Source organism: Rhodanobacter panaciterrae (assembly GCF_014651895.1).
In the GTDB taxonomy this organism is placed as follows: domain Bacteria; phylum Pseudomonadota; class Gammaproteobacteria; order Xanthomonadales; family Rhodanobacteraceae; genus Rhodanobacter; species Rhodanobacter panaciterrae.
Map to the genome: position 1 here is coordinate 1,302,222 of NZ_BMXT01000001.1, position 25,466 is coordinate 1,327,687.

The 25,466-nt window shown below is 62.9% G+C and carries 28 protein-coding genes; 15 read left to right on the forward strand and 13 right to left on the reverse strand.

Annotated features, from left to right (window positions below; all coding sequences use genetic code 11):
- The first annotated feature begins 73 nt into the window (after positions 1-73).
- The 8 genes from IE071_RS06035 (at position 74) to IE071_RS06070 (ending at position 2,997) form a co-directional block, all read left to right on the forward strand.
- The gene (locus IE071_RS06035; RefSeq protein ID WP_189440194.1) at positions 74-361 is read left to right on the forward strand and encodes a hypothetical protein; all 288 of its coding nucleotides are present in this window, start codon (positions 74-76) and stop codon (positions 359-361) included.
- A complete protein-coding gene (locus tag IE071_RS06040; protein WP_189440195.1) occupies positions 348-536 on the forward strand; it encodes a hypothetical protein in 189 nt (62 codons plus the stop codon). The genes IE071_RS06035 and IE071_RS06040 overlap by 14 nt, the downstream gene beginning before the upstream one ends.
- Positions 529-798 (forward strand): hypothetical protein, encoded by a 270-nt coding sequence (locus IE071_RS06045; protein WP_189440196.1) that lies wholly within the window; start codon positions 529-531, stop codon positions 796-798. Before IE071_RS06040 ends, IE071_RS06045 begins: the two co-directional genes overlap by 8 nt.
- A complete protein-coding gene (locus tag IE071_RS06050; RefSeq protein ID WP_189440197.1) occupies positions 791-1,618 on the forward strand; it encodes a rolling circle replication-associated protein in 828 nt (275 codons plus the stop codon). Before IE071_RS06045 ends, IE071_RS06050 begins: the two co-directional genes overlap by 8 nt.
- Positions 1,615-1,890, forward strand: coding sequence for a hypothetical protein (locus IE071_RS06055; protein ID WP_189440198.1), 276 nt, complete (start codon positions 1,615-1,617; stop codon positions 1,888-1,890). The genes IE071_RS06050 and IE071_RS06055 overlap by 4 nt, the downstream gene beginning before the upstream one ends.
- Before the next feature lie 33 nt (positions 1,891-1,923).
- Positions 1,924-2,175: a hypothetical protein gene (locus IE071_RS06060; RefSeq protein ID WP_189440199.1), complete on the forward strand. Its 252-nt coding sequence runs from the start codon at positions 1,924-1,926 to the stop codon at positions 2,173-2,175.
- 32 nt (positions 2,176-2,207) lie between these two features.
- Positions 2,208-2,426, forward strand: a complete 219-nt coding sequence (locus tag IE071_RS16010; RefSeq protein WP_229792772.1) for a hypothetical protein — start codon at positions 2,208-2,210, stop codon at positions 2,424-2,426.
- A 67-nt stretch (positions 2,427-2,493) separates the two neighbouring features.
- On the forward strand, positions 2,494-2,997 hold the full coding sequence (locus tag IE071_RS06070; protein WP_189440200.1) for a hypothetical protein: 504 nt from the start codon (positions 2,494-2,496) through the stop codon (positions 2,995-2,997).
- Positions 2,998-3,599: 602 nt separating this feature from the next.
- On the opposite strand, the gene IE071_RS06075 is transcribed toward IE071_RS06070, so the two are convergent.
- Positions 3,600-3,884 (reverse strand): hypothetical protein, encoded by a 285-nt coding sequence (locus IE071_RS06075; protein ID WP_189440201.1) that lies wholly within the window; start codon positions 3,882-3,884, stop codon positions 3,600-3,602.
- 16 nt (positions 3,885-3,900) lie between these two features.
- Here IE071_RS06075 and IE071_RS06080 point away from each other — a divergent pair, with 16 nt between their 5' ends.
- From IE071_RS06080 to IE071_RS06095, 4 genes are all read left to right on the forward strand, one after another.
- A complete protein-coding gene (locus IE071_RS06080; RefSeq protein WP_189440202.1) occupies positions 3,901-4,212 on the forward strand; it encodes a hypothetical protein in 312 nt (103 codons plus the stop codon).
- Between the two features lie 103 nt (positions 4,213-4,315).
- Positions 4,316-4,891, forward strand: coding sequence for a hypothetical protein (locus IE071_RS06085; RefSeq protein WP_189440203.1), 576 nt, complete (start codon positions 4,316-4,318; stop codon positions 4,889-4,891).
- Positions 4,892-4,895: 4 nt separating this feature from the next.
- Positions 4,896-6,188, forward strand: coding sequence for a zonular occludens toxin domain-containing protein (locus IE071_RS06090; RefSeq protein ID WP_189440204.1), 1,293 nt, complete (start codon positions 4,896-4,898; stop codon positions 6,186-6,188).
- Between the two features lie 390 nt (positions 6,189-6,578).
- Positions 6,579-6,884 (forward strand): hypothetical protein, encoded by a 306-nt coding sequence (locus IE071_RS06095; protein ID WP_189440205.1) that lies wholly within the window; start codon positions 6,579-6,581, stop codon positions 6,882-6,884.
- Between the two features lie 384 nt (positions 6,885-7,268).
- Here IE071_RS06095 and zipA read toward each other — a convergent pair whose 3' ends face one another.
- The 12 genes from zipA to IE071_RS06155 form a co-directional block, all read right to left on the reverse strand.
- Positions 7,269-8,276 (reverse strand): cell division protein ZipA, encoded by a 1,008-nt coding sequence (gene zipA / locus IE071_RS06100; protein ID WP_189440206.1) that lies wholly within the window; start codon positions 8,274-8,276, stop codon positions 7,269-7,271.
- 10 nt (positions 8,277-8,286) lie between these two features.
- Positions 8,287-11,796 (reverse strand): chromosome segregation protein SMC, encoded by a 3,510-nt coding sequence (smc, locus tag IE071_RS06105; protein WP_189440207.1) that lies wholly within the window; start codon positions 11,794-11,796, stop codon positions 8,287-8,289.
- Between the two features lie 138 nt (positions 11,797-11,934).
- On the reverse strand, positions 11,935-12,198 hold the full coding sequence (locus IE071_RS06110) for a BolA family protein (protein ID WP_189440208.1): 264 nt from the start codon (positions 12,196-12,198) through the stop codon (positions 11,935-11,937).
- A 13-nt stretch (positions 12,199-12,211) separates the two neighbouring features.
- Positions 12,212-12,511, reverse strand: coding sequence for a YciI family protein (locus tag IE071_RS06115; protein ID WP_189440209.1), 300 nt, complete (start codon positions 12,509-12,511; stop codon positions 12,212-12,214).
- Positions 12,512-12,514: 3 nt separating this feature from the next.
- On the reverse strand, positions 12,515-14,032 hold the full coding sequence (lysS, locus tag IE071_RS06120; RefSeq protein WP_189440210.1) for a lysine--tRNA ligase: 1,518 nt from the start codon (positions 14,030-14,032) through the stop codon (positions 12,515-12,517).
- A gap of 105 nt (positions 14,033-14,137) precedes the next feature.
- Entirely contained in the window at positions 14,138-14,455 is a 318-nt protein-coding gene (locus IE071_RS06125; protein ID WP_189440211.1) for a hypothetical protein, read from the reverse strand.
- A 46-nt stretch (positions 14,456-14,501) separates the two neighbouring features.
- A protein-coding gene (gene prfB / locus IE071_RS06130) for a peptide chain release factor 2 (RefSeq protein WP_189440212.1) occupies positions 14,502-15,627 on the reverse strand; the annotation gives its coding sequence in 2 pieces (ribosomal slippage) (positions 14,502-15,551 and positions 15,553-15,627; 1,125 coding nt in all).
- A gap of 68 nt (positions 15,628-15,695) precedes the next feature.
- Positions 15,696-17,378 (reverse strand): asparagine synthase B, encoded by a 1,683-nt coding sequence (gene asnB / locus IE071_RS06135; protein WP_189440213.1) that lies wholly within the window; start codon positions 17,376-17,378, stop codon positions 15,696-15,698.
- Between the two features lie 296 nt (positions 17,379-17,674).
- Positions 17,675-18,049 carry a SpoIIAA family protein gene (locus IE071_RS06140; RefSeq protein WP_189440214.1) on the reverse strand — a complete coding sequence of 125 codons (375 nt, stop codon included), beginning with the start codon at positions 18,047-18,049 and terminating at the stop codon, positions 17,675-17,677.
- 127 nt (positions 18,050-18,176) lie between these two features.
- Positions 18,177-19,925: a single-stranded-DNA-specific exonuclease RecJ gene (gene recJ, locus IE071_RS06145; protein WP_229792773.1), complete on the reverse strand. Its 1,749-nt coding sequence runs from the start codon at positions 19,923-19,925 to the stop codon at positions 18,177-18,179.
- Entirely contained in the window at positions 19,886-20,809 is a 924-nt protein-coding gene (locus IE071_RS06150; RefSeq protein WP_189440215.1) for a phosphoglycerate mutase, read from the reverse strand. The genes recJ and IE071_RS06150 overlap by 40 nt, the downstream gene beginning before the upstream one ends.
- A gap of 9 nt (positions 20,810-20,818) precedes the next feature.
- Positions 20,819-22,738: an ABC-F family ATP-binding cassette domain-containing protein gene (locus IE071_RS06155; RefSeq protein WP_189440216.1), complete on the reverse strand. Its 1,920-nt coding sequence runs from the start codon at positions 22,736-22,738 to the stop codon at positions 20,819-20,821.
- A gap of 205 nt (positions 22,739-22,943) precedes the next feature.
- Here IE071_RS06155 and IE071_RS06160 point away from each other — a divergent pair, with 205 nt between their 5' ends.
- The 3 genes from IE071_RS06160 to IE071_RS06170 all read left to right on the forward strand — a co-directional run bounded on the left by IE071_RS06160 (position 22,944) and on the right by IE071_RS06170 (position 25,433).
- Complete coding sequence (locus tag IE071_RS06160; RefSeq protein WP_189440217.1) at positions 22,944-23,300, forward strand: hypothetical protein; 357 nt, start codon at positions 22,944-22,946, stop codon at positions 23,298-23,300.
- A gap of 126 nt (positions 23,301-23,426) precedes the next feature.
- The gene (locus IE071_RS06165; protein WP_189440218.1) at positions 23,427-24,476 is read left to right on the forward strand and encodes an agmatine deiminase family protein; all 1,050 of its coding nucleotides are present in this window, start codon (positions 23,427-23,429) and stop codon (positions 24,474-24,476) included.
- A 66-nt stretch (positions 24,477-24,542) separates the two neighbouring features.
- Positions 24,543-25,433: a carbon-nitrogen hydrolase gene (locus tag IE071_RS06170; RefSeq protein WP_189440219.1), complete on the forward strand. Its 891-nt coding sequence runs from the start codon at positions 24,543-24,545 to the stop codon at positions 25,431-25,433.
- The last annotated feature ends 33 nt before the right edge of the window (positions 25,434-25,466 follow it).

The following is a 25,466-nucleotide window of genomic DNA, read 5'->3' on the forward strand; positions in this document are numbered from 1 at the left end:
TCTTCCTCGGCCTTCGCGAGTTCGGTCGGCAGGTGACACGCGTGGTCCTATGGATTGCGCACCGGGGCGAGCAATGACTGCACGCCATTCCACTACCGTCGAAGCCGATGCCGGAATGGTCTACGCCGAAGGCATGCGCAATGGCATTCGGACGGCTATCTCGATGATTGCCAAAGCGGGCGGCGACGTTCCGCTTTCGCTGCGTCGTGAGCTCGTCAAATGGGACGCGCACTCGATCCATCGTGAGTGGCTGGTTAGCCAGGGCAGGCCGGTGCCGTTCGCGCAATCCGAACAATCCTATTCCTTCATTCATCTGGCGCTGCAACGCGTCGGGTTGGAGTGTCCTCATGTCGATGGATGAAACCTGCCCTGTGCAGATGGCCGAGACTAGCCAACTGCTCTCGCGCCTTCGTGCGCTCAGTGATCGCGCTGCTTTGAACGGTCAGCAAACGCTGCATTTCGTGTTGTCGATCACGGCGGATTCGCTTGCCGACAACCTTGAAACAGCGTCCGATATGGCCGACTGCGATGGATAGGCTCTACCTCGGCAAGTACCCGCCGCCTGACTATCCGTGTCCCGCCGCTGGGCCTGCCGGCATGGGCGTCGAACCGTTCGACCTGTACCCGTCCGGCCTCGCTGCGGCGGCGCAGTGCAACGACGAAGTTTTCTCACTGCTCGACGCTGCCGATACGCTGGCCGTGCGTCATACCCGGCTGTACTGGGCGATACGGAACCAGCAAGACGCCGCGATCAATGCACCTTTTGTCGATATCGCTCGGAGCAAATGGCATGGGTGAAATTTGCCAGTTCAACAGGGCAAACGCCTCCGCGGAGCGAAGCGACGCGGAGCCGTTTGCCCTGGGGTTTATCACTAATGCAACAAAGGATCGGGTAGATACTTTGCAGGCAGAAAAGCGGCCGCTTCGCGAGCGGTTGAAGATCAACCGGGAAGCCTCGCGCATCAAGCGGATGAAAACGTCAGTCGGCCATGCGGCACGGCTGTTGCATTTCGACGCGCACACTGAACGCAACGCGCAGCTGTGGAATAAGAAGTTCATCACCCTGACCTATGCGGACGTTGACGGTTGGCAAGCGGGCCACTTCGGCGCGTTTCGCAAGGCGATGAACCACTGGTGTCGCGAGCGTGGAATTCGGTTGCGCTATGTCTGGGTGGCTGAGCTACAGAAGCGCGGTGCACTTCATTACCACGTCGTGGTCTGGCTCCCGAAGGGTAAATACCTGCCGCACGCCGATGCGCAAGGCTGGTGGCCACATGGCATGACGAACATCGTTACGGCGCAATCGCCAATCGGCTACATCACGAAGTACGCCAGCAAGACGACGGTAGAGCAGGCGATGGGCTACCCGCGCGGCGCGCGCATGTGCGGTCATGGTGGCTTGCAGCCCGAAGGTCGGCGGCACGTCCGCTACTGGCAAGCCCCGATGTGGGTTCGCGATGCGCTGACCGGCAAAGCGGACATCCGCAAGGTTTCGGGCGGTTACATGGACAAATTCACGGGGGAGTTCCTGCCGTCTCCGTGGCGCGTGGTGGTAGGCGCTGGCGGGCAGGTTTGGGCATATCGCATCGACGATCAACTACAGGAGCAAGCAGCATGAAAATTAATGTTCTCAACAAGGCCGTGGAGCCGTTCGAATCCACATGGGAAGGCGTTACTCGCCAGCGTATCAAGCAGTGGGCGGTGCTTGAAATCGACGGCCTGCCGACCGCCTTCCAGCTGACGCTCGATCCGGGCAAGCAGCTGTCTCCGGGCGAGTACACGCTGGCTCCGGAATCGTTCGCGGTCGCTAATGGCCGTCTGACCATGAGCCGGGCGGTGCTGGTGCCGTTGGCGCAGATCAAGCCGCAGCCGGTCGCGGCGCAGAAATAACAGCCGTCTAGACGGCTAAAAGGATTCGCCTCTATGGCTATGTGCGTAACGCTCAACGTTGACGGAACCCTGACCCCTACGGGTCAGACCGTCGGCGAGTGCACGGGTTACGTGCTGGTCAGTGGAAGCGAATACGGCGTGTATCAGGTGATGCAGGACGCCTTGACGGCTCCTACCTCTGATCAAGCGCTGGGTTGGTTCTTCGGGGCGTGGGGCTTGGTGATGATCATGTATCTGGCTGCACGCTGCGTGGGAGCCGTTGTTTCGATGTTCAACGACAAATGACCAATTCCGGTCGATCAACAAAGGGTGATTTTATGAACAAGGCAAAGACCTTGAGTTTGGCTCTGCTGGCCTCGATGGCGGTGGTTTCGGTGAATGCGTCGGCGGCCATCGTCGGTGCGGACTTCTCCTCGATCCTGACGGGTCTGGACAGCAGCACGGCGATCACGGCGCTGGTTGGTGCCGGTGTGATCCTCGCTGGCGTCGGCTTCGCCAAGTGGGCGACCAAGAAGGTGGCGCGCTTCTTCGGTTGATCGTGTGACACCAACGGGCGGGGATTCCTCGCCCGTTACTTCTTCTCCACCTGGGCGAATAGCGGACATGCCAGACCAACAACTTCCCCCCTGTGGTATCGGCGGTGCGTCTGTTTCGGGCGGTCCGTGCTCGGGCACGTACACGGCCAGTCAAGCCGGACAGGACGCGTTCTCGCAGATTGACAAGGCACCGGTGGTGTCCACGTTGCTCTCTGCGGGCGTTATCGTGGCGGGCGTGTTGTTCGTTTTGTTCATGGTCCGCAAGGTGGCGGGCTTCTTCGGTGGCGCGCCTGTGTACGTCGGCGGCGAACCGGGAACGATGGAATACGACGATAACTTCTGGGCGGCGCGCGGTCGTGAGGCGAATGCATCGGTTCCGGACGTTGAGTTTTCGGACGACGTCAGCGAGGCGGATGCCGAAGATGATTCGCAGCTTGACTACGACGGCGACCAGCGTTTGCTCGATGCACCTGACCTTGAGGAAAAGCAGGGCGCTGACATGACCGATGAAGAGTATGACGCGATGGAATGGCGCGAAGAGTACCGACGCGAGCATGAGGGTGACGCATGATCCTCGATCTGTTTTGCGGCTTCCTCGGTGCGCTCTGTGCATGGGCGGCGTGCAAGGGTCTTGATAATGATTAAGGCCGTCCTCCTTTCGCTTCTCGTGGCTCTGCTGGGCCTGTGTTACTCGGCTCCTTCGCGGGCTGCGGCATTTGGCGCTACTTATGCGCAAGCCATGTCCCAGTGTCAGGCGTGGACACTGGCGGAGCATTTTCCTTTCTCTGGCCCGTACACCGGCGAAGATTGTGTCGTCGTGTTCGGGACATACGTCGGTAAAATTGGCTGCTTGGCTAACGGTTCGTGCGGGACGACTACCTCTACGTTTGGCCAGTGGGGCTTCGACGGCGGCATTCCTCCGGACGCGTCTTGTCAAGCGGGCTCGTATCTCCCGAGCCCTACGACGCCTTTCAACTACTACAAAAAGTCGGGTGCGGCTTGCACGATTCCGCCTTCTGGGGGTACCTCTTGCGCGCTATCGCTACAACTTGGCGGCGATCATTCCGGTCAGCAAATGGTTATCGGAACCGTCTGCGAGGTAACGAATGGCGAGCCAGCCGAAGTACCTCCCGTGCAACCCGCACCAGTGGTGAACGCTGACGGCAGCAAGACTTACTGCGATGCCATCAGCGGCACGTGTGTCACGGCTAATCCAAGCTCGACCGGTGCGCCTGCCTCTTCATCGTCCAGCGCGAACCATTCCACCGATACGGCTAGCACTACCAAGAACCCAGCGACGTCCAGTAGCAGCACGACGACGAGCACAAGCACGACAACGACGACGGGTGATGGTACGGGTACGGGCGGCACGGGCAATTCCACGGGTGTTACGACGGGAATTTCTACGACGAAAACCGATAACCCCGCTTCGGCATCGTCTACTGCTTCGAAGTGCACGACCGGAGCCTGTGACGTGGGCAATGCGGACGGCATCATGGGCGACATGTACAGCGCCGGGACGGACACGCCGGCTAGCGTTTACGCCGATTTCAAAGCGCAGGTTTCCATTTCGCCGCTTATGTCCTCGGCGACGGGGTTCTTTAATGCGTCGGGTCTTGGCGGGTCGTGTCCGTCGTGGCATATCGCCGGGAACAAATACTGGGGTATGGCGGGCTTTGACTTCGGCTTTTTCTGCGCAGACGGGATGCTAGCGCTGCTCACGTTGGCCGGTTATATGGTTCTTGCTTTGGGGGCGTTCCGTGCATTCTGCATCGCGATTTATTGAGTCCTTGCTCTTCGTAATCCTCCTTGCCTTGTTCGGGCTTGGCGCGATGACGTATGCGCCTACTGCTCGTGCAATCGGCACGATTCCGTCAGGGTGTTCCCTCGTGCAAGGCATTGTGGTCTGCGCTGACTCCGGCACCGGTTCGAACGGTGAGGGAACGATTCCTCCAGGCTGCTCCAGCGTGACGGGTGTCATCGTTTGCGGTGATGGCAACGTCGGCGGCTCGGGATCGGTCTGCGTGACGCAACAGGGCAGTACTAATCAATCCTGCCTGACCGGTATAGGCGGCTTCACGGCGGCGGCGCGTGGCAGGCTCGGTGTTGGCCTTGGCGTGGTCAAGGGCCTGCCCGCGCAGATCACTAGCAGCGGCTGGCTCTCACGGATCACGGGTTGGCTCGCCTATGCCTTCAACGTGTTTTTCGCGGCGATTGCGCAGTTCTTTAAAGACCTCGTGACGTACGTGCTTGCGGCGGTGCTGGGCCTTGTCGCGTTGGCGATCTCGTCGATCCCTGTGCCGGATTGGATTGCTAACAACTCGATGGGCAACCTGCTCGGACAGGCCGGGCCGATTGCCGGTTTCTTCATGGTGAAACTGCAAATTCCTGCCGCGTTGGTCCTAATCGGCGCGGGCTACGCCTTCCGCTTGATGCGCAAATTCCTGACTCTCTTCCAGTGGTGATCCCGTGATTGTTTTCAACGAAGGAATCCCGCGCTCGGGCAAGTCCTACGACGTGATGAAGTTCCATATTCTTCCGGCGCTCACGGCAGGTCGGACGGTGTACGCAAGGCTTAACGGCTTGGATGAACCGGATAAGCGCCAGGCCATTGGCGACTATCTGAAGATGGACATGGCGACGCTCGATGAGCGTTTGGTGCACCTCAATAGTAAGGAAGTTCGCGGCAAGTTCCTTGCTGTTCAGAACAAAGAGGGCGACTGGAAAATCCCGCCACACTTGCAAGACTCGCTGTGTGTGATCGACGAGTGTCACGGTTTCTACGTCGCGTCCCGGGAGGCGATACAGCCAGCGATTGAAGAGTTCTTCGCATTGATTGGCCAGAACGGCGGTGACGTGGTGTTAATGACGCAGTTCTACAAGCGTCTCCACTCGTCGGTGCGTGGTCGTATTGAGCGTAAAAACACCTTTCAGAAACTTACCGCAGTGGGCATGGATGGTAAGTACAACGTCACGCGTTATCACTCGCTTGCGCCTGAGAAGTTCGAAAAGATTGGCGTTGAAACCTTCACGTACGACAAGGCGATTTTCCCGCTTTACAGGGGTTACGCGCAGGGGTCAAAAAACGTCGCGGTCTACAAGGCGGGCGGGACAACGGTCTGGCGCAAAATCGGTAAGTACGCAATCTTCGTCGTTCCGCTGGTGATCTTCGCGATTTACCAGTTCACGTCGTTTTTCGGCCCGCACTCGGGCTTGGCGAAGCCTGTGCCTCCCGTTGCTACTTCGCACGCTGTGCAGACCACGACGCTCTCTACGGGCGAGGTTCTCCCGCACGCTGCGGCTCAGGTCGCGTCGGTGCAGCATCACGCCAAGATGGATCAGGGGCAGGCGTACGTGTTCGACCTTGCTGATAAGGCACGCCCTCGGCTGGCCGGATTGGTTTCAATGCCAGGTCATGAGGCGCTCGGCGTGATCGAGTGGCGACAGGATCAGGGCGCAGTGCTTGACCGGCTTAATCTCGCGCAGATTCGCGAACTGGGTGTCACCGTCGAAGTTCACGGCTACGGTGTGAAGCTGATCGTGGGCAAGGATGCGATCGTCGTCACGGCATGGCCACTGGACGTGCCAGCAACGCCGCCTGCGGGCGATCAGGTGGCCTCGGTGGATCAGGGGCAGGGCAAGTCTGCTGCTGACGCTGGCGATGGCACCAATTGGCACAAACGGGGCATTCCTGCGGAGTACACCCCTCCCGAGCTTGTACATGGGCCGGGGCCGTCGTCTTGGACGGGTCGCTCCAACTAGGCGGCGTTGCTCTTTGGGCCGTAGGCCCGAGCCCGGGAGGGCGTCTCTAAGGGCAGCTGGGCAGTGTGGTCAGCGCGTGTTGCTAACCCTGCCCGCATGTCCACCGGTGGTCAGTCGTGTACAACCCTTCTCACGACAAACCCGCTTTTGATTGTTTCCGGTTTTCCCTCGAATTCTCCGATCGCGATGCCGGCATGCCCTCGATCGCGTGATTGTCTCTCTGCGTGAACACCCCTGCAGGGCGCGACAATCGGGCTCAAGGTGCTTGCACCTTGGGCAAAACCTATGGAGAAAACGGCCAGCCGATAGACCGCTTTTGACCGAGCGGTTTCCCGTCGGGAAATCGTGCCTGTATGCTCCCTGCAGGAAACTGGGCGGTTCGGGGGAATCATGCGAGCAGGAAGCTATTACGCGCTGGCCGCTGTGTTGGTGCTGGCTACGGTGCCGATGTATCGCTACATCTTCCAGCGGTCACGCGAACTGGAAAGGCCGTTGCCTCGCGCAGTCCAGGTGTCGGACGTATCGCCGTTGCGCGATCTGCCGGCACGTATTGTTGAGCCATCCCGTATGCCGCTGCTGCCAGGTGAGTCGTGTATGGGCGGCGTGGTCGTCCTCGTCAGCGGCACCACGTACACGAACGCTGTTGACGGTTCGGGGCATGCGGTGCGCTGTGAGGCCGGTTTTGTGCTGCGCTAGGTCGGATTGCTACCGTTCGCTGCTGCGGTCAGTCGCAATTGGTCGGGTGTGATTCGCTCGCCGCGTGGGCCTGTCAGAACCTTTCCCCGTATCCGCCAGCCCGCCCAAGGTCCGGTGAGGTCATACCTGCATTGCACTCTGTCCTGTAACGCTTGGGCGATTTCTCGAACGGTGACGGTCCATCCGCTCGGTGCCTGAAGTACCTGTTTTTTGCGGTCAAACTTCCATGAGAATTCCATTGCGGCTCCTGTGCTGCTTAAGGAGACCGGCAACGATCATGCCAACGACGATCAGGCCAATAACGCAAGTTGACATAATATACATTATGCGCAATTAAAGATTGACCACCACAGCCAGCGCCGACTGCCAAACCAACGCTCCTGCTCAACGGCCGAAGATGATTTCCTTGCCTTCGTGGTCGCGGTCCCAGCCGCGCAGCTGGTCGCGGATGTGCGCGATGCGCTGACGGCCAAGTGCGTTGCGCTCTTCATCGAGGACGTGACCGTCCAACAGTTCGGCCAGACGCTGTGCAGTGGGCAGCATCGCATCCCATGCATCCAGTGCCGGCAGTGGGCCAGGCAAGGTCATGAAGAAGCTCACTCCGGGCGTGTGCAGCGCGTCCAGTCGAGCCAGATCGAAGTTGCCCGGTTTGAGCATGTTGGCCACGCTGAAGATCGGGCCAAGTTCGCGCTTGCCGTCGAGCAGGCGGTGATAGATGCCCATATCGCCGAATTCGAGGCCAGCTTTCTCGGCGGCTACCACGAGATCCGGGCCATTGAAGTGCCCTCCTTCGCGCGCCACCACGAACAGCGTGACGATGCGCTCCACCGGTAGTTGACTCGGTCGGCGGCCGAGATCCGAGCGCGGCGGTACTTTCTCTGTCACTGGCGCGGCTGCGGGAGCCGTTGGCGCAGCAGCGGGCGGTGTTGTAGCGGTAGTAGTCGCCGGAGGTATCCGTTCAGCGGAACTGGGTGCGCGCAGTGCATCCACGATGGAGGCAGCATGACCGGCCAGAGTGGAGTGCCCCGAGGCAGCCGGCTTTGGCGTAGCCGCACTACGTTCACCCGAAAGTGTCGCCCCGAGTCGTTCGAGTTCCTCGCGCAGACCGACTTCCAGCTCGCCCTGCTCCGGTTGCGTGATGTCCATGTGTTGGCTGCCGTGTCCTGGCCGGTCGAGTGCACTGAATACCGGATCGTCAGCCAGGCTCGGTTCGCCCAGCGTCGGCTCACGGCGTTCGCCGGTGTGCTCGCTGGGGGCGGGACGGCGCTTGCCCTGCTCCTTCTTAGGCTGACCAAACAGCCAGATCAGCGCCAGCACGATCAGGCCGACAATCAGCAGCGGAATGCCGACAGCGGGGTTCCAGGCGAAAGCGAGCACGGGTTGCAGCGTCATCATGGGTTCCTCAGGCAGCGCCTGCGAGTTTAGCCGCTTCGGCCAGATCCACCTGTACCAGTCGCGACACGCCCGGCTCGCGCATGGTCACGCCGCACAGTTGGGTAGCCGCTTCCATCGTGGCCTTGTTGTGGCTGATGAAGATGAATTGCACCTTCTCGCTCATTTCGCGAACGAGACTGGAGAAGCGGCCGACGTTCGCCTCGTCCAGCGGCGCGTCCACCTCGTCGAGCAGACAGAACGGCGCGGGATTGAGGCCGAAGATCGCAAACACCAAGGCCACGGCCGTCAACGCCTTCTCGCCGCCGGACAACAAGGTGATATTGGAGACACGTTTGCCCGGCGGGCGCGCCATGATCGACACGCCGGTATTGAGCAGGTCATCGCCAGTCAGTTCGAGGTAGGCGTGGCCACCGCCGAACAGGCGCGGGAACAGTTCCTGCACACCGGCGTTGACCTTGTCGAAGGTTTCCTTGAAACGCTGGCGCGTCTCGCGATCGATCTTCTTGATCGCGCCTTCCAGTGTTTCCATCGCGCTGACCAGATCGGCGAGCTGGTTGTCGAGATAAGTCTTGCGCTCGCTCTGCTCAGCGTGCTCCTGGATCGCGGCGAGGTTAACCGGCTCCAGTCGCACGATCTTCTGACCGAGGTCGGTGAGATGCTGGCGCCACTGGTTGGCGTCGATGTCCTCGGCCAGTTCGGCCAGCAGGGTTTCCAATTCGAGGCCGGAAGCGATGATCGCCTGGGCCAGCTGCTCGGCGCGCAGATGCAGCGCCTGCGCAGCGAGGCGTTTCTGGGACAGGCTCTCGCGCAGCGTGGACAGACCCTGCTCCGCCAGATGGCGTTGCTGTTCCAGCTTGCGGAATTCGAGGTCGCAGTCTTCCAGCGCGCGGCGTGCTTCGACCAGCTGCTTGTCGACCAGCAGGCGTTGGTCGAGATAGGTCTGCCGCTCGGCCTCGAGTTCGGCGATCGGATCGGAACCGGCCGCGAGCTGCTCGGTGATTTCCGTGCGGCGCGATTCGATCTGACGCAACTGGCTGTCCATGCGGCCTAGCGCCTGTTCCAGCGAAGCCAGCGACGAGCGTTTGGATTCCAGTGCCAGAGCCAGCGAGTGTGACTGGTCGGCCGCTTCGCGCGCATTCATGCGCGCTTCCTCGCGCGCTTCCAGCAAGACGCGACGCTCGTTTTCAAGCTCGCGGCGCTGGTCTTCCAGGTCGCCCATCAGGCCGACCGATTCATCCAGCCGTGCGCGAGCCTCACGGGTCTGACTCTGCAGTTCATCGAGCTGGGTGGCCAGATCGTTCAACTCGCCGGTGACTTTCTCGGCGCGGGCGCGAGCGGTTTCCAGCTTGCCGCGATGGCTCTGCAGCTGGCCGGCCAGCTCGGACTGGCGACGATGCGCGGCATACAGCTCACGCTGGGCGTCGTCGCGGGCACGCTCGGCCTCGAACTTGCTGGTGCGCAAGGTATCCAGTCGTTCGCTGGATTCCTCCAGTTGCGCTTCCAAGGTGGCGATCTGTTCGGCCAGCAAGCGGATCTCGCGCTCACGCGCCAGCACGCCGACCTGGCTGCCTTGCGCACGACGCACGCGTGCCCAGCCTGGACCCAGCCATTCACCGTTGCGCGTGATCACTGACTGGTACGGTGCCAGTGCGGAAAGCGAAGCCACGCGTTGATGCGCGTCGTCGAGCGATTCGGCAGTCAGAACATGGCCGAGAATCGCCAGCGCCGCGGCGGGTCCGCGCACATGCGCGGCCAGCGTGCCGGCGGTGTTCGCACCGCCATCGGCGGCATCGAGCAACGCGACGTCGGCGTTCTCGAGCGCATGGAATTCGGTGGCCAATGCATGCGAGCCATCGACCAGCACGCTATCGATGAAGCCACTCAACGCGCTTTCCACCGCGGTTTCCCAGCCGGCCTCGACCTGCAGCGATTCGCCGAGACGGCGCGACTTGTCCAGCCCGAGTCGGCTCAGCCAGCCGCTGGCGGCGCTTTCCTCCTGACCAAGCGCGGCGTGCTGCAGTGCTTCCAGCGAGGCCTGGCGACCACGCGCGGTCTGCAATTGCTGGCGTGCCTCGTTCAGCGCCGACTGCACCTGACGCTCATCTTCCTGCACTTTCTCGTGGCTGGATTTGTGCTGGTCGAGCAGGCTGCCGAGCGTTTCGACGCGCTCGCGCTGGGTGTCGTGCTCGCCGTGCAACTGCTCGCCAGCGGCATCCAGCGCAGCCACGTCGGTGGCTTTCTGCTCGGTTTCCAGCGCCTCGCGACGGCGGGAGAGGTCGATGCCTTGGCGATCTAGGTAGTTGAGCTTGGTGCGCTCCACTTCGGCCGCGCGGTTGGATTCACCGGCGTTGCGGGTGTGGCTGTCCCAGCGCTGCTGCCAGTCGGCCAGTTTGGCCTCGGTGCTGCGCTGTGTCTCGGCGGTGTCGTCCTGCATCTGTTGCAGAGCTTCGAGTTTCGGTTCGCCTTCGGCCAGCGCCATGCGCAGCGTTTCGATCTGCCCGCTGTCGGTGGCGATGTGCGCGGCCAGCTCGGCATGTTCGCGCTCAGCGTCGCCATGGGCGCGCTGCAACCGATCGGCATTTTCGCGGTTATGCCGAACCTGCTGCTCGACTCGGGCGATCTCGGCGCCGACCTTGTAAACGTCGCCCTGCACCGAATTCAGATGCTCACTGGCGTCGGTATGGCGCTCACGCACGTTTTCCAGCTGCGCCTCGATCTGGCGCTGGCCGGCCAGCTGTTTCTCGATCTCGATCTCGGCGGCGGACAGGCTCGCGCCTTCGCCGTCGTGCTGGCTTTTCAGGCCGCGGTATTCCAGTGCACGCAGCTCAGCTTCCTTGCGCGTCTGCTCTTCCTTCAGTGCCTTCCAGCGCTCGGCGGCACGTGCCTGGCGGTTGAGGTGTTCGAGTTGCTTGTCGACCTCGTCGCGCACATCGCGCACGCGGTCGAGGTTTTCGCGGGTGGCCTTGATGCGGCTCTCGGTTTCCTTGCGGCGCTCCTTGTACTTGGAGATGCCGGCGGCCTCCTCCAGATGCATGCGCAGCTCTTCCGGATGCGCGTCGATGATCTGGCTGATCATGCCCTGCTCGATGATCGAGTAGCTGCGCGGGCCCAGCCCGGTGCCGAGGAACAGGTCGGTGATGTCGCGGCGGCGGCAACGTGCGCCATTGAGGTAATACGCGGACTGGCCGTCGCGGGTGACCTGGCGTTTCACCGATATCTCGGCGTACTGGCCGTACTCGCCCTGGATCGAGCCATCGGCGTTGTCGAAGATCAGCTCGACCGTGGCCTGCCCCACCGGTTTGCGCGAATTGGAGCCGGAGAAGATCACGTCGGTCAGCGAATCGCCGCGCAGGCGACTGGCCGCGCTCTCGCCCATCACCCAACGGATCGCGTCGATGATGTTGGATTTGCCGCAGCCGTTTGGGCCGACCACGCCGATCATGTTGCTCGGCAGATGCAGGGTGGTCGGGTCCACGAAGGACTTGAAACCGGCGAGTTTGATCGTGCTCAGGCGCATGCGGTCATCAGTAGGTCAGTCAGGTAACGCCCGCTGCTCGGGCGACAGGGCACTGTGCCAAACGCAGGGCGGCGCTGCAATGTGGTTAAACATGAAGTTTCACTTCAATAGTTAACCATAAATATATGTTATTAATTGTTATTTATCTTGAACGGCGTCGATCGACAGCGCATGGATGCCGTTATCCATCAGCCCGTCGAGCGCCGCATAGACCATCCGGTGGCGCTTGATCGGCGGCTGGCCGGCAAACGCGGCACTGACGATCCGTACATGGAAGTGGCCCTTGTCCTCCCCCGCATGGCCAGCGTGCTTGTGGCCTTCGTCCAGCACTTCCAGCTCAGTCGGGGCGAAAGCGGCCTGCAGGCGTTCGCGGATTTGCTCAATGACGGGTTGCCCGGTCATCGCTGTGTCCGCATCACGGCAGCACTTTGCGGAACGGCTTGACCACGGTTTCGCGATACACGCCGGCAGCGATATAGGGATCGGCAGCAGCCCAGCCTTCCGCCTCGGCCAGCGAGGCGAACTCAGCCACGATCAGGCTGCCAGTGAAACCGGCCGGGCCTGGATCTTCCGCATCGATCGCCGGAAATGGACCAGCCAGCAGCATGCGTCCCGCGTCCTGCAGCTGCTGCAAACGAGCCAGATGCGCCGGCCGCACGGACTTGCGCGCCTCCAGCGAATTCGCGTTGTCGGTGCCGATGATCGCGTACCACATGGTTCAAGCCTCCGGGCGCATATAGGGGAACAGCAACACGTCGCGGATCGACGCCGAATCGGTCAGCAGCATCACCAGCCGGTCGATGCCGATGCCAAGGCCGCCGGTAGGCGGCAGGCCCACTTCCAGCGCCCGAATGTAGTCGGCGTCGAAGTGCATCGCCTCGTCGTCGCCGGCGTCCTTCGCGTCGACCTGGGCCTGAAAACGTGCGGCCTGATCTTCCGGATCGTTCAACTCGGAGAAGCCATTCGCGATCTCCTTGCCGTTGACGAACAGCTCGAAGCGGTCGGTGATGCCCTTGTCGGTATCGCTCTCGCGCGCCAGCGGCGATACCTCGACCGGATGCTGAGTGATGAAAGTCGGCTGGACCAGGGTGTGTTCGACCGTCTTCTCGAAGATTTCCAGCAGCAGCTTGCCCCAGCCGTAACCGGGCTTGACCTGCGCACCGAGCCGCCTGGCGTGCGCCGCCATCGCCTCACGATCGCGCAATTCTTCGCGGCGGATCTCCGGATTCAGCTCCAGCACCGCGTCTTCCATGCTCCAGCGACGGAACGCCGGGCCGACATCGATATCGGCGCCGTCCCAATGCAACTGGGTGCTGCCGATCACTGCCTTCGCCGTATCGCGGATCACGCCTTCGGTGAGATCCATGATCTCGGTATAGGTGGCGTAAGCCTGGTACAGCTCCAGCATGGTGAACTCGGGGTTGTGCCGGGTCGACACGCCCTCGTTGCGGAAGTTGCGGTTGATTTCGTAGACGCGGTCGAAGCCACCAACGACGAGGCGCTTGAGGTAAAGCTCCGGCGCCACGCGCAGATACAGATCCATGTCCAGTGCGTTGTGATGCGTCACGAACGGCCGCGCGGTGGCACCGCCGGGGATGATGTGCATCATCGGCGTCTCCACTTCCATGAAGCGACGGCTCGGCGCCTCCAGCCACTGGCGCATGAAGCCGATGATCTTCGAGCGCTGCATGAAGGTGCGCCGCGCCTCTTCGGTAACGATCAGGTCGACGTAACGCTGGCGATAACGCTGCTCCACGTCGGCCAAGCCATGGAACTTGTCCGGCAATGGACGCAGGCTCTTGGTCAGCAAACGCAGGTTATCAACGCGCACCGACAGCTCACCGGTCTTGGTGCGCATCAGCACGCCTTCGGCGCCCACGATGTCGCCCACGTCCCAGCCCTTGAACGCCTCGTAGGTTTCGCCCAGCGTGCCTTGGTGGATGAACAGCTGGATGCGTCCGCTGAAATCCTGCAATTGCACGAAGCTGACCTTGCCCTGCACGCGCTTGAGCACGATGCGGCCAGCCATCTTCACGCGACGTGCCGCGGCATCGATCACCTCGGCCGTCTGCATGTCCTTGTCGGCGAACTCGGCTTGCAGGTCACCAGCGAAGCTGTCGACCTTGAAGTCGTTCGGGAACGCGATGCCCTGTCCTCGCAGCGCCGTCAGTTTCTCGCGACGCTCGGCGATCAGCTTGTTTTCGTCGATGGGCAGGGTGTCGACCGATTCACTCATGGGGATTCCGTTACAGCCGGCGCTCGAGCCGAGCGGCGGACGTTTCTCTGTTTAGGATTTGGGTTGCAAACAACGCGGGAGGTTTCTTCGGAACGGCGCCGCCCGTCAATCGTCCTTGTGAAACACATGCTTGACAGCGTGTCGGGTCGCATTCCAGCCATCGCGCGCGCCGTGTCCGACGGCGATACCGGCCTTCTTCGCACCGTGCCCGATGCCGAGGCCGGCCTCCTTCCCGGCATGCCCGACCTTGACGGCGACGTGCTTGGTCGCGTGGCCGACATCGCGGGCGCCGTTGGCGACGCCGTGGCCGACGGCCTTGGCGTCCTGCTTGACACCTGAGCTCTCCTGAGCGCCAGTCGTGCCGTTGAACGCCGCAAGTGCGGCGAATGCGACAAGGATTCCGCAGATCTTCTTGCTGTTCATGCTGTGGCTCCTGGCAGGTGATCGGGCCGATTCAACGGATCAATTCTCACGCATCGATGCGTTTCGAACCCGCTTCGAGGCCGGATTTCAGGCTGGCTTCGATGAACTCGTCGAGGTCGCCATCCAGCACCTTCTGCGTATCGGTGCGTTCGATGCCGGTGCGCAGATCCTTAATGCGACTCTGGTCGAGCACATAGTTGCGGATCTGGCTGCCCCAGCCGATGTCGGACTTGGTCGCTTCCAGCGCATCGCGCTCGACGTTGCGCTTCTGCACTTCCAGCTCGTACAGCTTGGCGGCCAGCATCTTCATCGCGGTGTCGCGGTTCGCGTGCTGGCTGCGGCCGGTCTGGCAGGCCACGACGGTATTGGTCGGGATGTGCGTGATACGCACCGCCGATTCGGTCTTGTTGACGTGCTGGCCACCGGCACCCGACGAACGGTACACATCGGTGCGCAGGTCGGCCGGATTGATCTCGATGTCGATATCGTCATCGACTTCCGGTGACACGAATACGGAGGTGAAGCTGGTATGCCGGCGGTTGTCCGAATCGAACGGGCTCTTGCGCACCAGCCGGTGCACGCCGATCTCGGTCTTCAGCCAGCCATAGGCATAGTCGCCTTCGACACGGAATGTGGCCGACTTGATGCCAGCCACTTCGCCGCCGCTGACTTCCATCAGCTCGGTCTTCCAGCCACGCGACTCGCACCAGCGCAGGTACATGCGCAGCAGCATCTCGGCCCAGTCCTGCGCCTCGGTGCCACCGGCACCGGCCTGGATGTCGACGAATGCATTGGTCGCATCCATCTTGCCGGAGAACATGCGCTGGAACTCCAGCTTGCCTACCTGCGCCTCAAGCTTCGCCAGATCGCTGATCACCGAGTTGGCGGTGTCCTCGTCGTCATCGGCGACAGCCATCTCCAGCAGGTCGCTGGCGTCGGTCAGACCCGCGGTCAGCGTGTCGATGCCATTGACGATGGTATGCAGGCGGGCGCGCTCGCGCCCCAGCTCCTGCGCGCGTGCCGGATCGTCCCAGACGTTCGGGTTCTCCAGCTCGCGACTTACTTCTTCCAGACGTTCGCTTTTTGTAGCGTAGTCAAAGATACCCCCTAAGCGACTCGACACGGCCCCGGAGGTCCGCGATCTGCGCGAGGATCGGATTGATTTCGATCATGGTTCGGCCAATAAAGTTGCTGGCGTCGCAAAACGCCGTCGATAAAGCGCTACAGGATAGCAAACAGGTCAAGCCAGTGCCTGACTGTGCACCCCGCGCACCGCCCGTCCCGATGGATCAACTGCACTGGCGAAGGCTGGATCCCATGCTAGCGCCGCGGGCGAGGAGCAGGCGATCGACTTGCCGCCCGGCACGGTGGCCGCGCAGGCCTCACCCGGAAAATGCTGCTCGAAGATGCGCCGGTAGAAATACGCCTCCTTCGTCGCCGGCATGTTGAACGGATAGCGTGCCGCGGCCGCAGCGAATTCGCGATCGCTGATCGCTTGCTCGGCATGTGCTTTCAAGCCGTCGATCCAGCCATAGCCGACGCCATCGCTGAACTGTTCCTTCTGCCGCCACAGGATCGAATCCGGCAGCGCGCCTTCGAACGCCTCGCGCAGCACCGCTTTCTCGATCCGGCCCTGCCCGGCCATCTTGTGCAGCGCATCCAGGCCCATCGCCACATCGATGAACTCCAGATCGAGGAACGGCACGCGCGCCTCCACGCCCCAGGCCATCATCGCCTTGTTCGCACGCAGGCAGTCGTAGCTGTGCAGCGCGTCCAGCTTGCGCACGGTTTCTTCGTGGAACGCTTCGGCCGATGGCGCCTTGTGGAAGTACAGATAACCACCGAACAACTCGTCCGAGCCTTCGCCGGACAGCACCATCTTCACTCCCATCGCCTTGATCCGCCGTGCCAGCAGGTACATCGGCGTGGCGGCGCGGATGGTGGTGACGTCGTAGGTTTCGATGTGCCGGATCACCTCCGGCAGCGCGTCCAGGCCTTCCCAGAACGTGTAGACGAAGCCGTGATGCACGGTGCCCAGCGCATCGGCGGCGATCTGCGCGGCGGCCAGATCCGGCGAGCCATCCAGTCCGATCGCGAACGAATGCAACCGCGGCCACCAGGCCTCAGTGCGATCGCCCTCCTCGATGCGATGCCGCGCGAACTGCGCGGCACATGCAGCCACCAGCGAGGAATCCAGCCCACCAGAAAGCAGCACGCCGTAAGGGACATCCGTCATCAGCTGCCGATGTACGGCCTGCTCGAACGCCTTGCGCAAAGCCGGCGCCGCGACATCGTGGCCTTGCGTTTGCGCGTAGTCGCGCCATGGCCGGTGGTAGTAGCGGCGCAGCTCGCCATCGGCGCTGTCATACACATGCCCGGGCGGAAACGGCGACACGTCCGCGCATACGCCGACCAGCGCCTTCATTTCCGAGGCCACGCACAGGCGACCTTGCGCATCGTGTCCCCAGTACAGCGGGCAGACCCCGATCGGGTCGCGGGCGATCACGTAGCGTTGAGCCTCACCATCCCACAAGGCAAACGCGAAGATGCCGTTGAGCTTGCCGACAAGATCAGCGAGGGAGCCGTCTGCACCCAGTTCGCGATACAGTGCATTGATCACCTCGCAATCCGAGCCGGTGGTGAAGTCATAGCTGCTGGCTTCACGCAGCTCGCGGTGGTTGTAGATTTCGCCATTCACCGCCAGCGCGAGTGCACCGTCGCGCGAACGCAGCGGTTGCGCACCGCTGGCCGGGTCGACGATGGCCAGACGCTCGTGCACCAGGATCACGCCGGCGTCGACGAACACCCCGCTCCAGTCCGGCCCGCGATGGCGCTGGTGCTGCGACAATTCCAGCGCCTGCCGGCGCAGTGCGGCGAGATCGTCGCCCGGCTGCAGGTCGAACATTCCGAAGATCGAACACATCACACTTCCCCTCGTCGTTGATGAAAAACCGTGGTGCAGAAACGAAAAAAGGCCCGCTCTAGGCGGGCCTTTTTCGCGTATGTATTGGAAACTTGAAGCTACGCGTCGGCCCGCCAGAAGTTGGCGTTATTGTTCGCGCGATTATTGTTGTTGCCGGCCAGGACGAAGCTCCGCGCGAAAGGCGCGGCGAGGTTCTGGAAGCTAGTGGCAATGGAATGCATGGGCCAACTTGAACAGATCAGCGGGACGAAGGCAAGTGCATGGGCACGTGCCGACGGTGCCGATGAGCCAGCGTTCTAGGCTGTCTGCTTTTCAGCTATCCAGTGCGTGGCTTCGGTCAGCTCGGCACCGTGGAACAGGCGAACCTGTGCAGGTACGGCAAAACTAAACGCCGTCGCAGCGGTGCGCAGCCAACCCACGTCAGTGACCAGGGCGATACGTTCCCAACTGCTGAAATGGCGCATGCCCAGCTTGGCGTCGTCCCACATCGCGCCGGGGTCGAAGCCCGTGAAATCCTCGGCGGTGACATACAGCAGCCGCAGTTTGCGGTTGAGCGCGAACGCCGCCTCGACATCCGGCACGATGATGTTTTCGTAGTCGGCAGCGGTGACCTGGCCGTGGGCGCGGAAACCCAGCGTACCGGCAGGCAATCCTTCGATCTGTGCGATCACGAGCGTTCTCCATGGGCAGGGTTGTCGCCAGCTTGGATCAGGCCACGTGAAAAACGTGCAAGTGAAACACCTGGAATCCCTTCCCTCACTTGCGGGGGAAGGTGCCGCAGGCGGAAGGGGGCGCTCTTCAGGCGGGTTCGATATGCCGCAACAACAGGCGTGGTGTTTCGCGCCCCTGCCAGTCGTTGATGGTCAACTCGTAGGCGGCGCGCAGGTACGGCGGCGGTGGCTGGCCCTGATACGCATTGAACATCACTGCGTCATGCACGCTGCCGTCGCGCGGGTCACGCAGCTGTAAGCGCAGGTGCCGTTCGCTCATCACTTTCCAGCTGGCGCATTCGAACAGGTTGTCGAACAGCGGCTCGGGGAACGCCTGCCCCCACGGCCCGGCATGGCGCAGTTGCCGGGCCAGCGCCAGTGAAGCGGCACCCGGTGGCAATTCGCCGTCGGTATACAGCACAGCCTGCAACCGCTCGGCGTCGAGCAACTCGCGCGCGATCGCGTCGAATGCTGCCGCGAAACGCGGATAGTCGCAGGTCTTCAGGCTTAGTCCGGCCGCCATCGCGTGGCCGCCGAAGCGTTCGATCAAACCGGGGTGGCGTGCATCGATCGCTGCCAGCGCATCGCGGATATGGAAGCCGGCAATCGAGCGCGCCGAGCCGCGCAGGTTGTCGGTGTCGTCCTCGCTGGCCGGAGCGAACGCGATCACCGGGCGATGCAGGCGATCCTTCAGCTTGGACGCGACCAGGCCGACGATGCCGGCATGCCATGACGGCTCGTACAGCGCCACGCCGATCGCGTCGATGTCGGTCATGCCGACCACCATCTGCTCGGCCTCGGCCACCATCGACGCCTGCAGGTCGCGGCGCTCCAGGTTGATCGCGCTGAGCTGCTCGGCATAACGGCGAGCCTGTGCCACGTCGTCGGTGAGCAGACATTCGACGCCGAGGCGCATGTCTTCCAATCGACCAGCGGCATTCAGACGTGGACCGACGGTGAAGCCGAGATCGCTGGAGCACAGCGTCGCCACGCTGCGCTTGCCGGACTCGACCAGCGCGCTGATGCCGACACAGGCCCGGCCGCTGCGGATGCGTTGCAGCCCAGCCTCGACCAGTACGCGGTTGTTGAAATCCAGCGGCACCAGGTCGGCCACCGTACCCAGTGCAACCAGGTCGAGCAGCACCGACAGATCCGGCTTTGCACCATTGAACGCACCCTGCTCATGCAAGCGCGCACGCAGGGCCAGCAGCAGATAGAACATCACGCCCACGCCGGCCAGCATCTTGCTCGGAAACGGATCGCCGAGCAGATTCGGATTGACCATCGCATCGCACGCCGGCAACTGCTCGCCCGGCAGATGATGGTCGGTCACGATCACGCGGATGCCACGTGCTTTTGCCGCGGCCACGCCGGCCACGCTGGCCACGCCGTTGTCGACGGTGACAATCAGCTGTGGCGTCGGCTGCAGTGATGCGACCAGCGCAGGACTCAGCCCATAGCCATGCACGAAACGATTGGGGATGGCATAGCTCACCCGCTTCGCACCAAGCAGGCGCAGGCCACGCACGGCCACCGCGGTGCCGGTGGCGCCGTCACAGTCGTAATCGCCCGCGATCAGGATGCTCCAGTCGTCACGAATTGCTTCAACCAGCAAATCGACGGCCTGTGTCATGCCACCCAGCAACTGCGGCGACAGCATCCGGGCCAGTCGGTGTTCTACCTCCGCTGGAGTCAGCACACCGCGGGCAGCGTAGATCTGTTGCAAGACCGGATGCACCGAGTCGGGCCAGCCACTGGGCAAGCCGTTGCTCGCGCGTCGACGCAACTGCAACCTGCTCAACGCCCCGCCCCACGCCAGATGCGCCAGCGATGCCACGGCTTGCGCTGCCAGCGCTCGGCGCTGGCGAAATGCAGCACGACCGACTGACGACCGAGAAGCGACTGCAACGTCGGCCACCAGTGCGATGCGATCTCGCTTGCCGGCAGATCCTGCAGGTCGATCAGCCAACCTGAGCTTGCAGCAGCCACGGTTTCTGGCGCGCGTGCCTGCTGTGCCATATCGACACGTCGGGCCAGCGCGCACAGCAGCAGGTCGTCGCTGATCACGCCATGCAGAGAGCTTTTCAGCGGGTCCGGCAGGCTGCCACCACCCCACAGCCACAGGCTGTTGACCGGTGCCAGACCTTGTGTGCGCCGCTGCGCATTCACTGGATGCTGGTGCAGCAGCACCTGAACCTCGTTGAGCAGCACGCGCCAGCGTCGCCCTTCCGCGCCTTGCGGCAGGTGCTGCGAAAGGTCTTCGCCGAGCGCCTGCTCAGGCGCCGCGAAACTGGGCAGCGCGGTGTCGACAGGCAACTTCAGATGCCAGCGATCCGGCGTCGAAATTTTCAGTTGCAGGCCAGCTTCGTCGAATACCGATATCAGCGGCTCGGCCAAGGCTTGCGCATCATCCATGCTCAACTGCAACTGGCCGCAGGCCAGCAGCCGTACACCGTTCATGTCGGGCTGCACCCAGGCCGGATCAGCCGACAACCAGGTGGCATCGGCCGCATCGCCAGCGAGAAATTCGCGGGTGATCGCCGCTGCGGGCAAGCTGGCATCGATGCCCGGGAAGTAGTCGCTGAGGCCGCCCAGGTAGCCTACATGGCCATCGCTCAACCGGTCAGCGCGAACCAACCAATCGCGCAATGGATGATCCGGCTCGAAATGCGCCAGCGCAGGCAGCCACAGTTGCAATGATTGCTCCGGCTTCGCGCTCACCGCCGTCTCCTACGCTTCCAGCTGTTCGTACAGTTCCAGCCACTCCGCTTCCAGCGCTTCCTTCTCGCGGCGCAGTTCGGTCTGACGCTGCCCCAGCCGCATCATTTCCTGGGTCGGGCCGTTATAGGTCGCCGGATCGGCCAACTGGACTTCCAGCGCCGCCAGTTCGGTGTCGATCGTGGCGTTGCGGGTTTCGATGCGCTTCACCCGCTGGCGCGAGGTCTTCTCGTTCTCGCGCTGGGTGGCCGCGTTGCGGCGGCGCTCCTCCGGCGTTTCCTCCGGCACGATCTTGACCACCGGCTTGGCCGCTGCACCAGCCTTCGCGGCCTTCTTGTTGGCCGTGCCACGTGTGCGTAGCCATTTGGCATAGTCGTCCAGATCGCCGTCGAAGCTTTCCACCACGCCGTCGGCGACGCGCCAGAAACTGTCGCAGACCATGCCGAGCAGATGGCGGTCATGCGAGACCAGCACGAGTGCGCCGTCGAAGTCAGCCAGCGCATCGGCCAGCGCCTCACGCATGTCCAGATCGAGATGGTTGGTCGGCTCATCGAGCAGCAGCAGGTTCGGCTTGTCCCACGCGATCAGCGCCAGCGCGAGACGCGCCCGCTCGCCGCCGGAGAAGCCGTCGACCGATTCGAACGCGCGTTCGCCGGCGAAATTCCAGGTGCCGAGGAAGTCGCGCATGACTTGGGTGGCCACGCCCGGCGCCTTGTCCATCAGGTGATCGAGCGGACTGGCGCCTTCGCGCAGGCTCTCCACCGTGTGTTGGGCGAAGTAGCCGATCTTCAGATCCTTGTGCACTTTGCGTTCGCCGCTGAACGGATCGAGCTCGCCGACCAGGGTCTTCACCAGGGTGGATTTGCCGGCGCCGTTGGGGCCGAGCAGGCCAACTCGATCGCCCGCCTCCAGGCTGAAACGGACGTCGCGCAGGACGATGTTGAGGCCATCGCCATCGCGGTTCGGGTAGCCGGCGTTGATGTCTTCCAGTTGCAGCATGGAATCAGGCAGCCGGCCCGGTGCCGGGAACTGGAAGCTGAAAGGACGTTCTGCGCGCACTGCCTCGGTGCCAGCCATCTTCTCCAGCCGCTTCATCCGTGACTGTGCTTGCTTGGCCTTGCTGGCCTTGGCTTTGAAGCGGTCGACGAAGGACTGCAGATGTGCTCGCTCGGCCTGCGCGCGCTCATGCGAAATCTGCTGCTGGCGTAGCTGCTCGGCACGCAGGCGTTCGAACGCGCTGTAGTTGCCGGTGTACAGGGTCGCTTTGCCGTCGTTGAGGTGCAGCGTATGGGTGATCACGCCATCGAGGAATTCACGATCATGCGAAATGATCAGCAAGGTGCCTTGATAGCGGCGCAGCCATTCCTCCAGCCACAGCACGGCGTCGAGATCGAGATGATTGGTTGGCTCGTCAAGTAGCAAAAGATCAGACGGGCACATCAGCGCGCGAGCCAGGTTCAGACGCCCGCGCCAGCCGCCGGAGAATTCCTTGACGGCGCGCTCGTGCGTTTCCGGCGGGAAGCCCAGGCCATGCAGCAGGCGGCCGGCCCGCGCACGACCGTCATAACCGTTCAGTTCCTCGATGCGGTGATGCGCCTTCGCCATCGCCTCCATGTCGCCGCGTTCGCCGGCCTCGGCCTCGTCGCGCATCGCGGCGGCCAGTTCCTCGTCACCGCCCAGCACGTAGTCGATCGCTGCGTCTGGCAGTGCCGGAGTCTCCTGCGCCACCGAGGCCAGCCGCAGCTTGGCTGGCATGTCCAGCTCACCGGCATCGCTCTCCAGCTTGCCCTGCAGGGCAGCGAACAGGCTGGACTTGCCGCAGCCGTTGCGACCGATGACGCCCAGGCGCCAGCCGCTCTGGATCACCAGGTCGATATCGGAAAGCAGCAGGCGAGTGCCGCGGCGCAAGGCAAAATGTCGAAAGGAAATCATGAAAAGCCGTATCCAAACCGGGCGGGCAATCGCTCGCAGCCGCCCATGATAGCGGTGATGGCGCTATTCTCGACGAACCAGCTGGTTATGCCCACGCGGTGGTCGAATGCCGAACCCATCGCAATCGGCACAAACCGGCATGGCGTAGCATAAGCAGTTCTGCTACAACGACGCCGCATACAGCCTTGTATGGAGAGGGGGAGCCATGGTCAAGTTCACACGCAGTTTGCCGATCATCGTCATGCTGGCCGCTACTGCCGGTTTTGCTGCGCCACAGGCGGCCCAGGCAACTCAGCACGGGGACAATCTGCTGATTCACCGCGTGCAGCAGGAAAACGGCATGAACCTGCCCAGTCGCGGCATGAGCATGAGCCAGGTTGAGCGCAAGTACGGCGCGCCGCAACGCAAGCTGTCGCCACGCGGTGGCGATACCAAGAAGCACCCGCAGATCAACCGCTGGGAGTACTCGAACTTCATCGTGTACTTCGAGCATGAGCACGTGATCCATTCCGTGCTCAACACGCCGGCGGGCAACAATACCAATCCGGCTGCCGTCAACTGACCCTAGCTTTCGACGACGCGGCCCGTGGCAACACGGGCCGCGTTTTAGTGTGCGCGCCAGTCACGTCGTACAATTTGCAGTCGGCACCCTACTTGGTGCCCTCTTCCATTGCATGAGATCCCTCGCATGACCGACCCCTCCTTGCGCCTGCCGGCGGAATGGGAACCGCAGGCCGCGGTACTGATTGCCTGGCCGCATGCCGATACCGACTGGGCTGAGCGCCTGGCCGCGGTGGAAACCACCTATGTGGCGCTGGCGGCAGCGGTCACCCGCTTTCAGCCACTGATCGTTGTTGTCGCCGACGGCGAACTGCAAGCCCATGTCGAAACCCTGCTGCGCAACACCAAAGTCGACCTCGCCCGCATCCGCTTCGTCGAACTGCCGTACGACGACACCTGGCTGCGTGATTCCGGCCCGATCACGCTGAAAGCCGGCGATGCCAGCTTCCAGCTCACCGACTTCCGCTTCACCGGCTGGGGCGGCAAGTTCGGCGCCGAGCAGGACGACGCGCTGATCGCCGGGCTGGTCGACGCCGGCGTGTTCGGCCATGCCGCGCACAAGCGCATCGACTGGGCGCTGGAAGGCGGCGGCATCGAGAGCGATGGCGCGGGCACTGTGCTCACCACCTGGCGCTGCCTGGTGCAGCGTCACCCCGAGCAGTCGCGCGAGGAAATGAGCGCGATCCTGCGTGACAGCCTGCACGCCGCACGCGTGCTGTGGCTGGATTACGGCTATCTCGAAGGCGACGACACCGACGCGCATATCGACACCCTGGCGCGCTTCGCGCCAGGCGAGCGCATCGTGTTCCAGGCCTGCGACGACATCAGCGACCCGCATCACGACGAACTGCAGCGGATGGGCGTCGAACTGGCCGCCTTGCGCACCGTCGATGGCCGCCCATACGAGCTATACCCACTACCGTGGGCGAAGCCGATCCTTGATAAAAGCGGCCTCGACGAAGGCCGCAGGCTCGCCGCCTCCTATGCGAACTACCTGATCGTCAACGGTGCCGTGCTGGTGCCGGCCTATGACGACCCGGCCGATGACGAGGCCGCACGCATCATCGGCACCGCCCATCCGGGCCGCGAGATCGTGCAGGTGCAATGCCGCCCGCTGATCTGGCAGAACGGCAGCCTGCACTGCATCACCATGCAGTTGCCGGCTGGTCTGGCCTGAGTTTTCTCGGCATCCGCTAAACTCCGCCGGTTGCCAGTACGAACAGCCAAGTCAGGATCGAAGCCGATGACCCGCAAGACCCTCAAGGTCGCCCTGCTGCAGGAAACCGACCGCGGCAGCCGCAACGCCAACCTCGACGCGATCGAGGCCGGCCTGCGTGAAGCTGCCGCCGCCGGCGTCGAGCTGGTGTTGCTGCAGGAGCTGCACAACGGCCCGTATTTCTGCCAGCACGAATCGGTCGAGATCTTCGACCAGGCCGAGACGATCCCCGGCCCCGGCACCGCGCGCATCGGCAAGCTGGCCGAGGAGCTGAAGCTGGTGGTGGTCGCCTCGCTGTTCGAGAAGCGCGCTACCGGGCTGTATCACAACACGGCGGTGGTGTTCGATCGCTCGGCCGCGATCGCCGGCAAGTACCGCAAGATGCACATCCCGGACGATCCGGCGTTCTACGAGAAGTTCTACTTCACGCCGGGCGATCTCGGTTTCGAGCCGATCGACACTTCGGTTGGCCGGCTCGGTGTGCTGGTGTGCTGGGATCAGTGGTATCCGGAAGCCGCGCGCCTGATGGCGCTGGCCGGCGCCGAACTGCTGCTCTACCCTACCGCGATCGGCTGGGACCCGAACGATGTGCAGGCCGAGAAGGATCGCCAGCGCGACGCATGGATCACGGTGCAACGCGGCCACGCGGTAGCCAACGGGCTGCCGCTGCTGTCGTGCAACCGCACAGGCTACGAAGCCGATCCCTCTGCTGTCGGTGCCGGCATCCAGTTCTGGGGTTCCAGTTTCGTCGCCGGTCCGCAGGGTGAGTTCCTTGCACAAGCCGGCACCGATGGTCGCGAGCTGTTGCTGGCCGAGATCGACCTGGCGCGCAGCGAGCACGTGCGGCGGATCTGGCCGTTCCTGCGCGATCGCCGCATCGACGCGTATGCCGACCTGCTCCGGCGTTTTCGTGACTGAAGTCGCGCACTCGTGCGGCTTGTTCCGCATGGC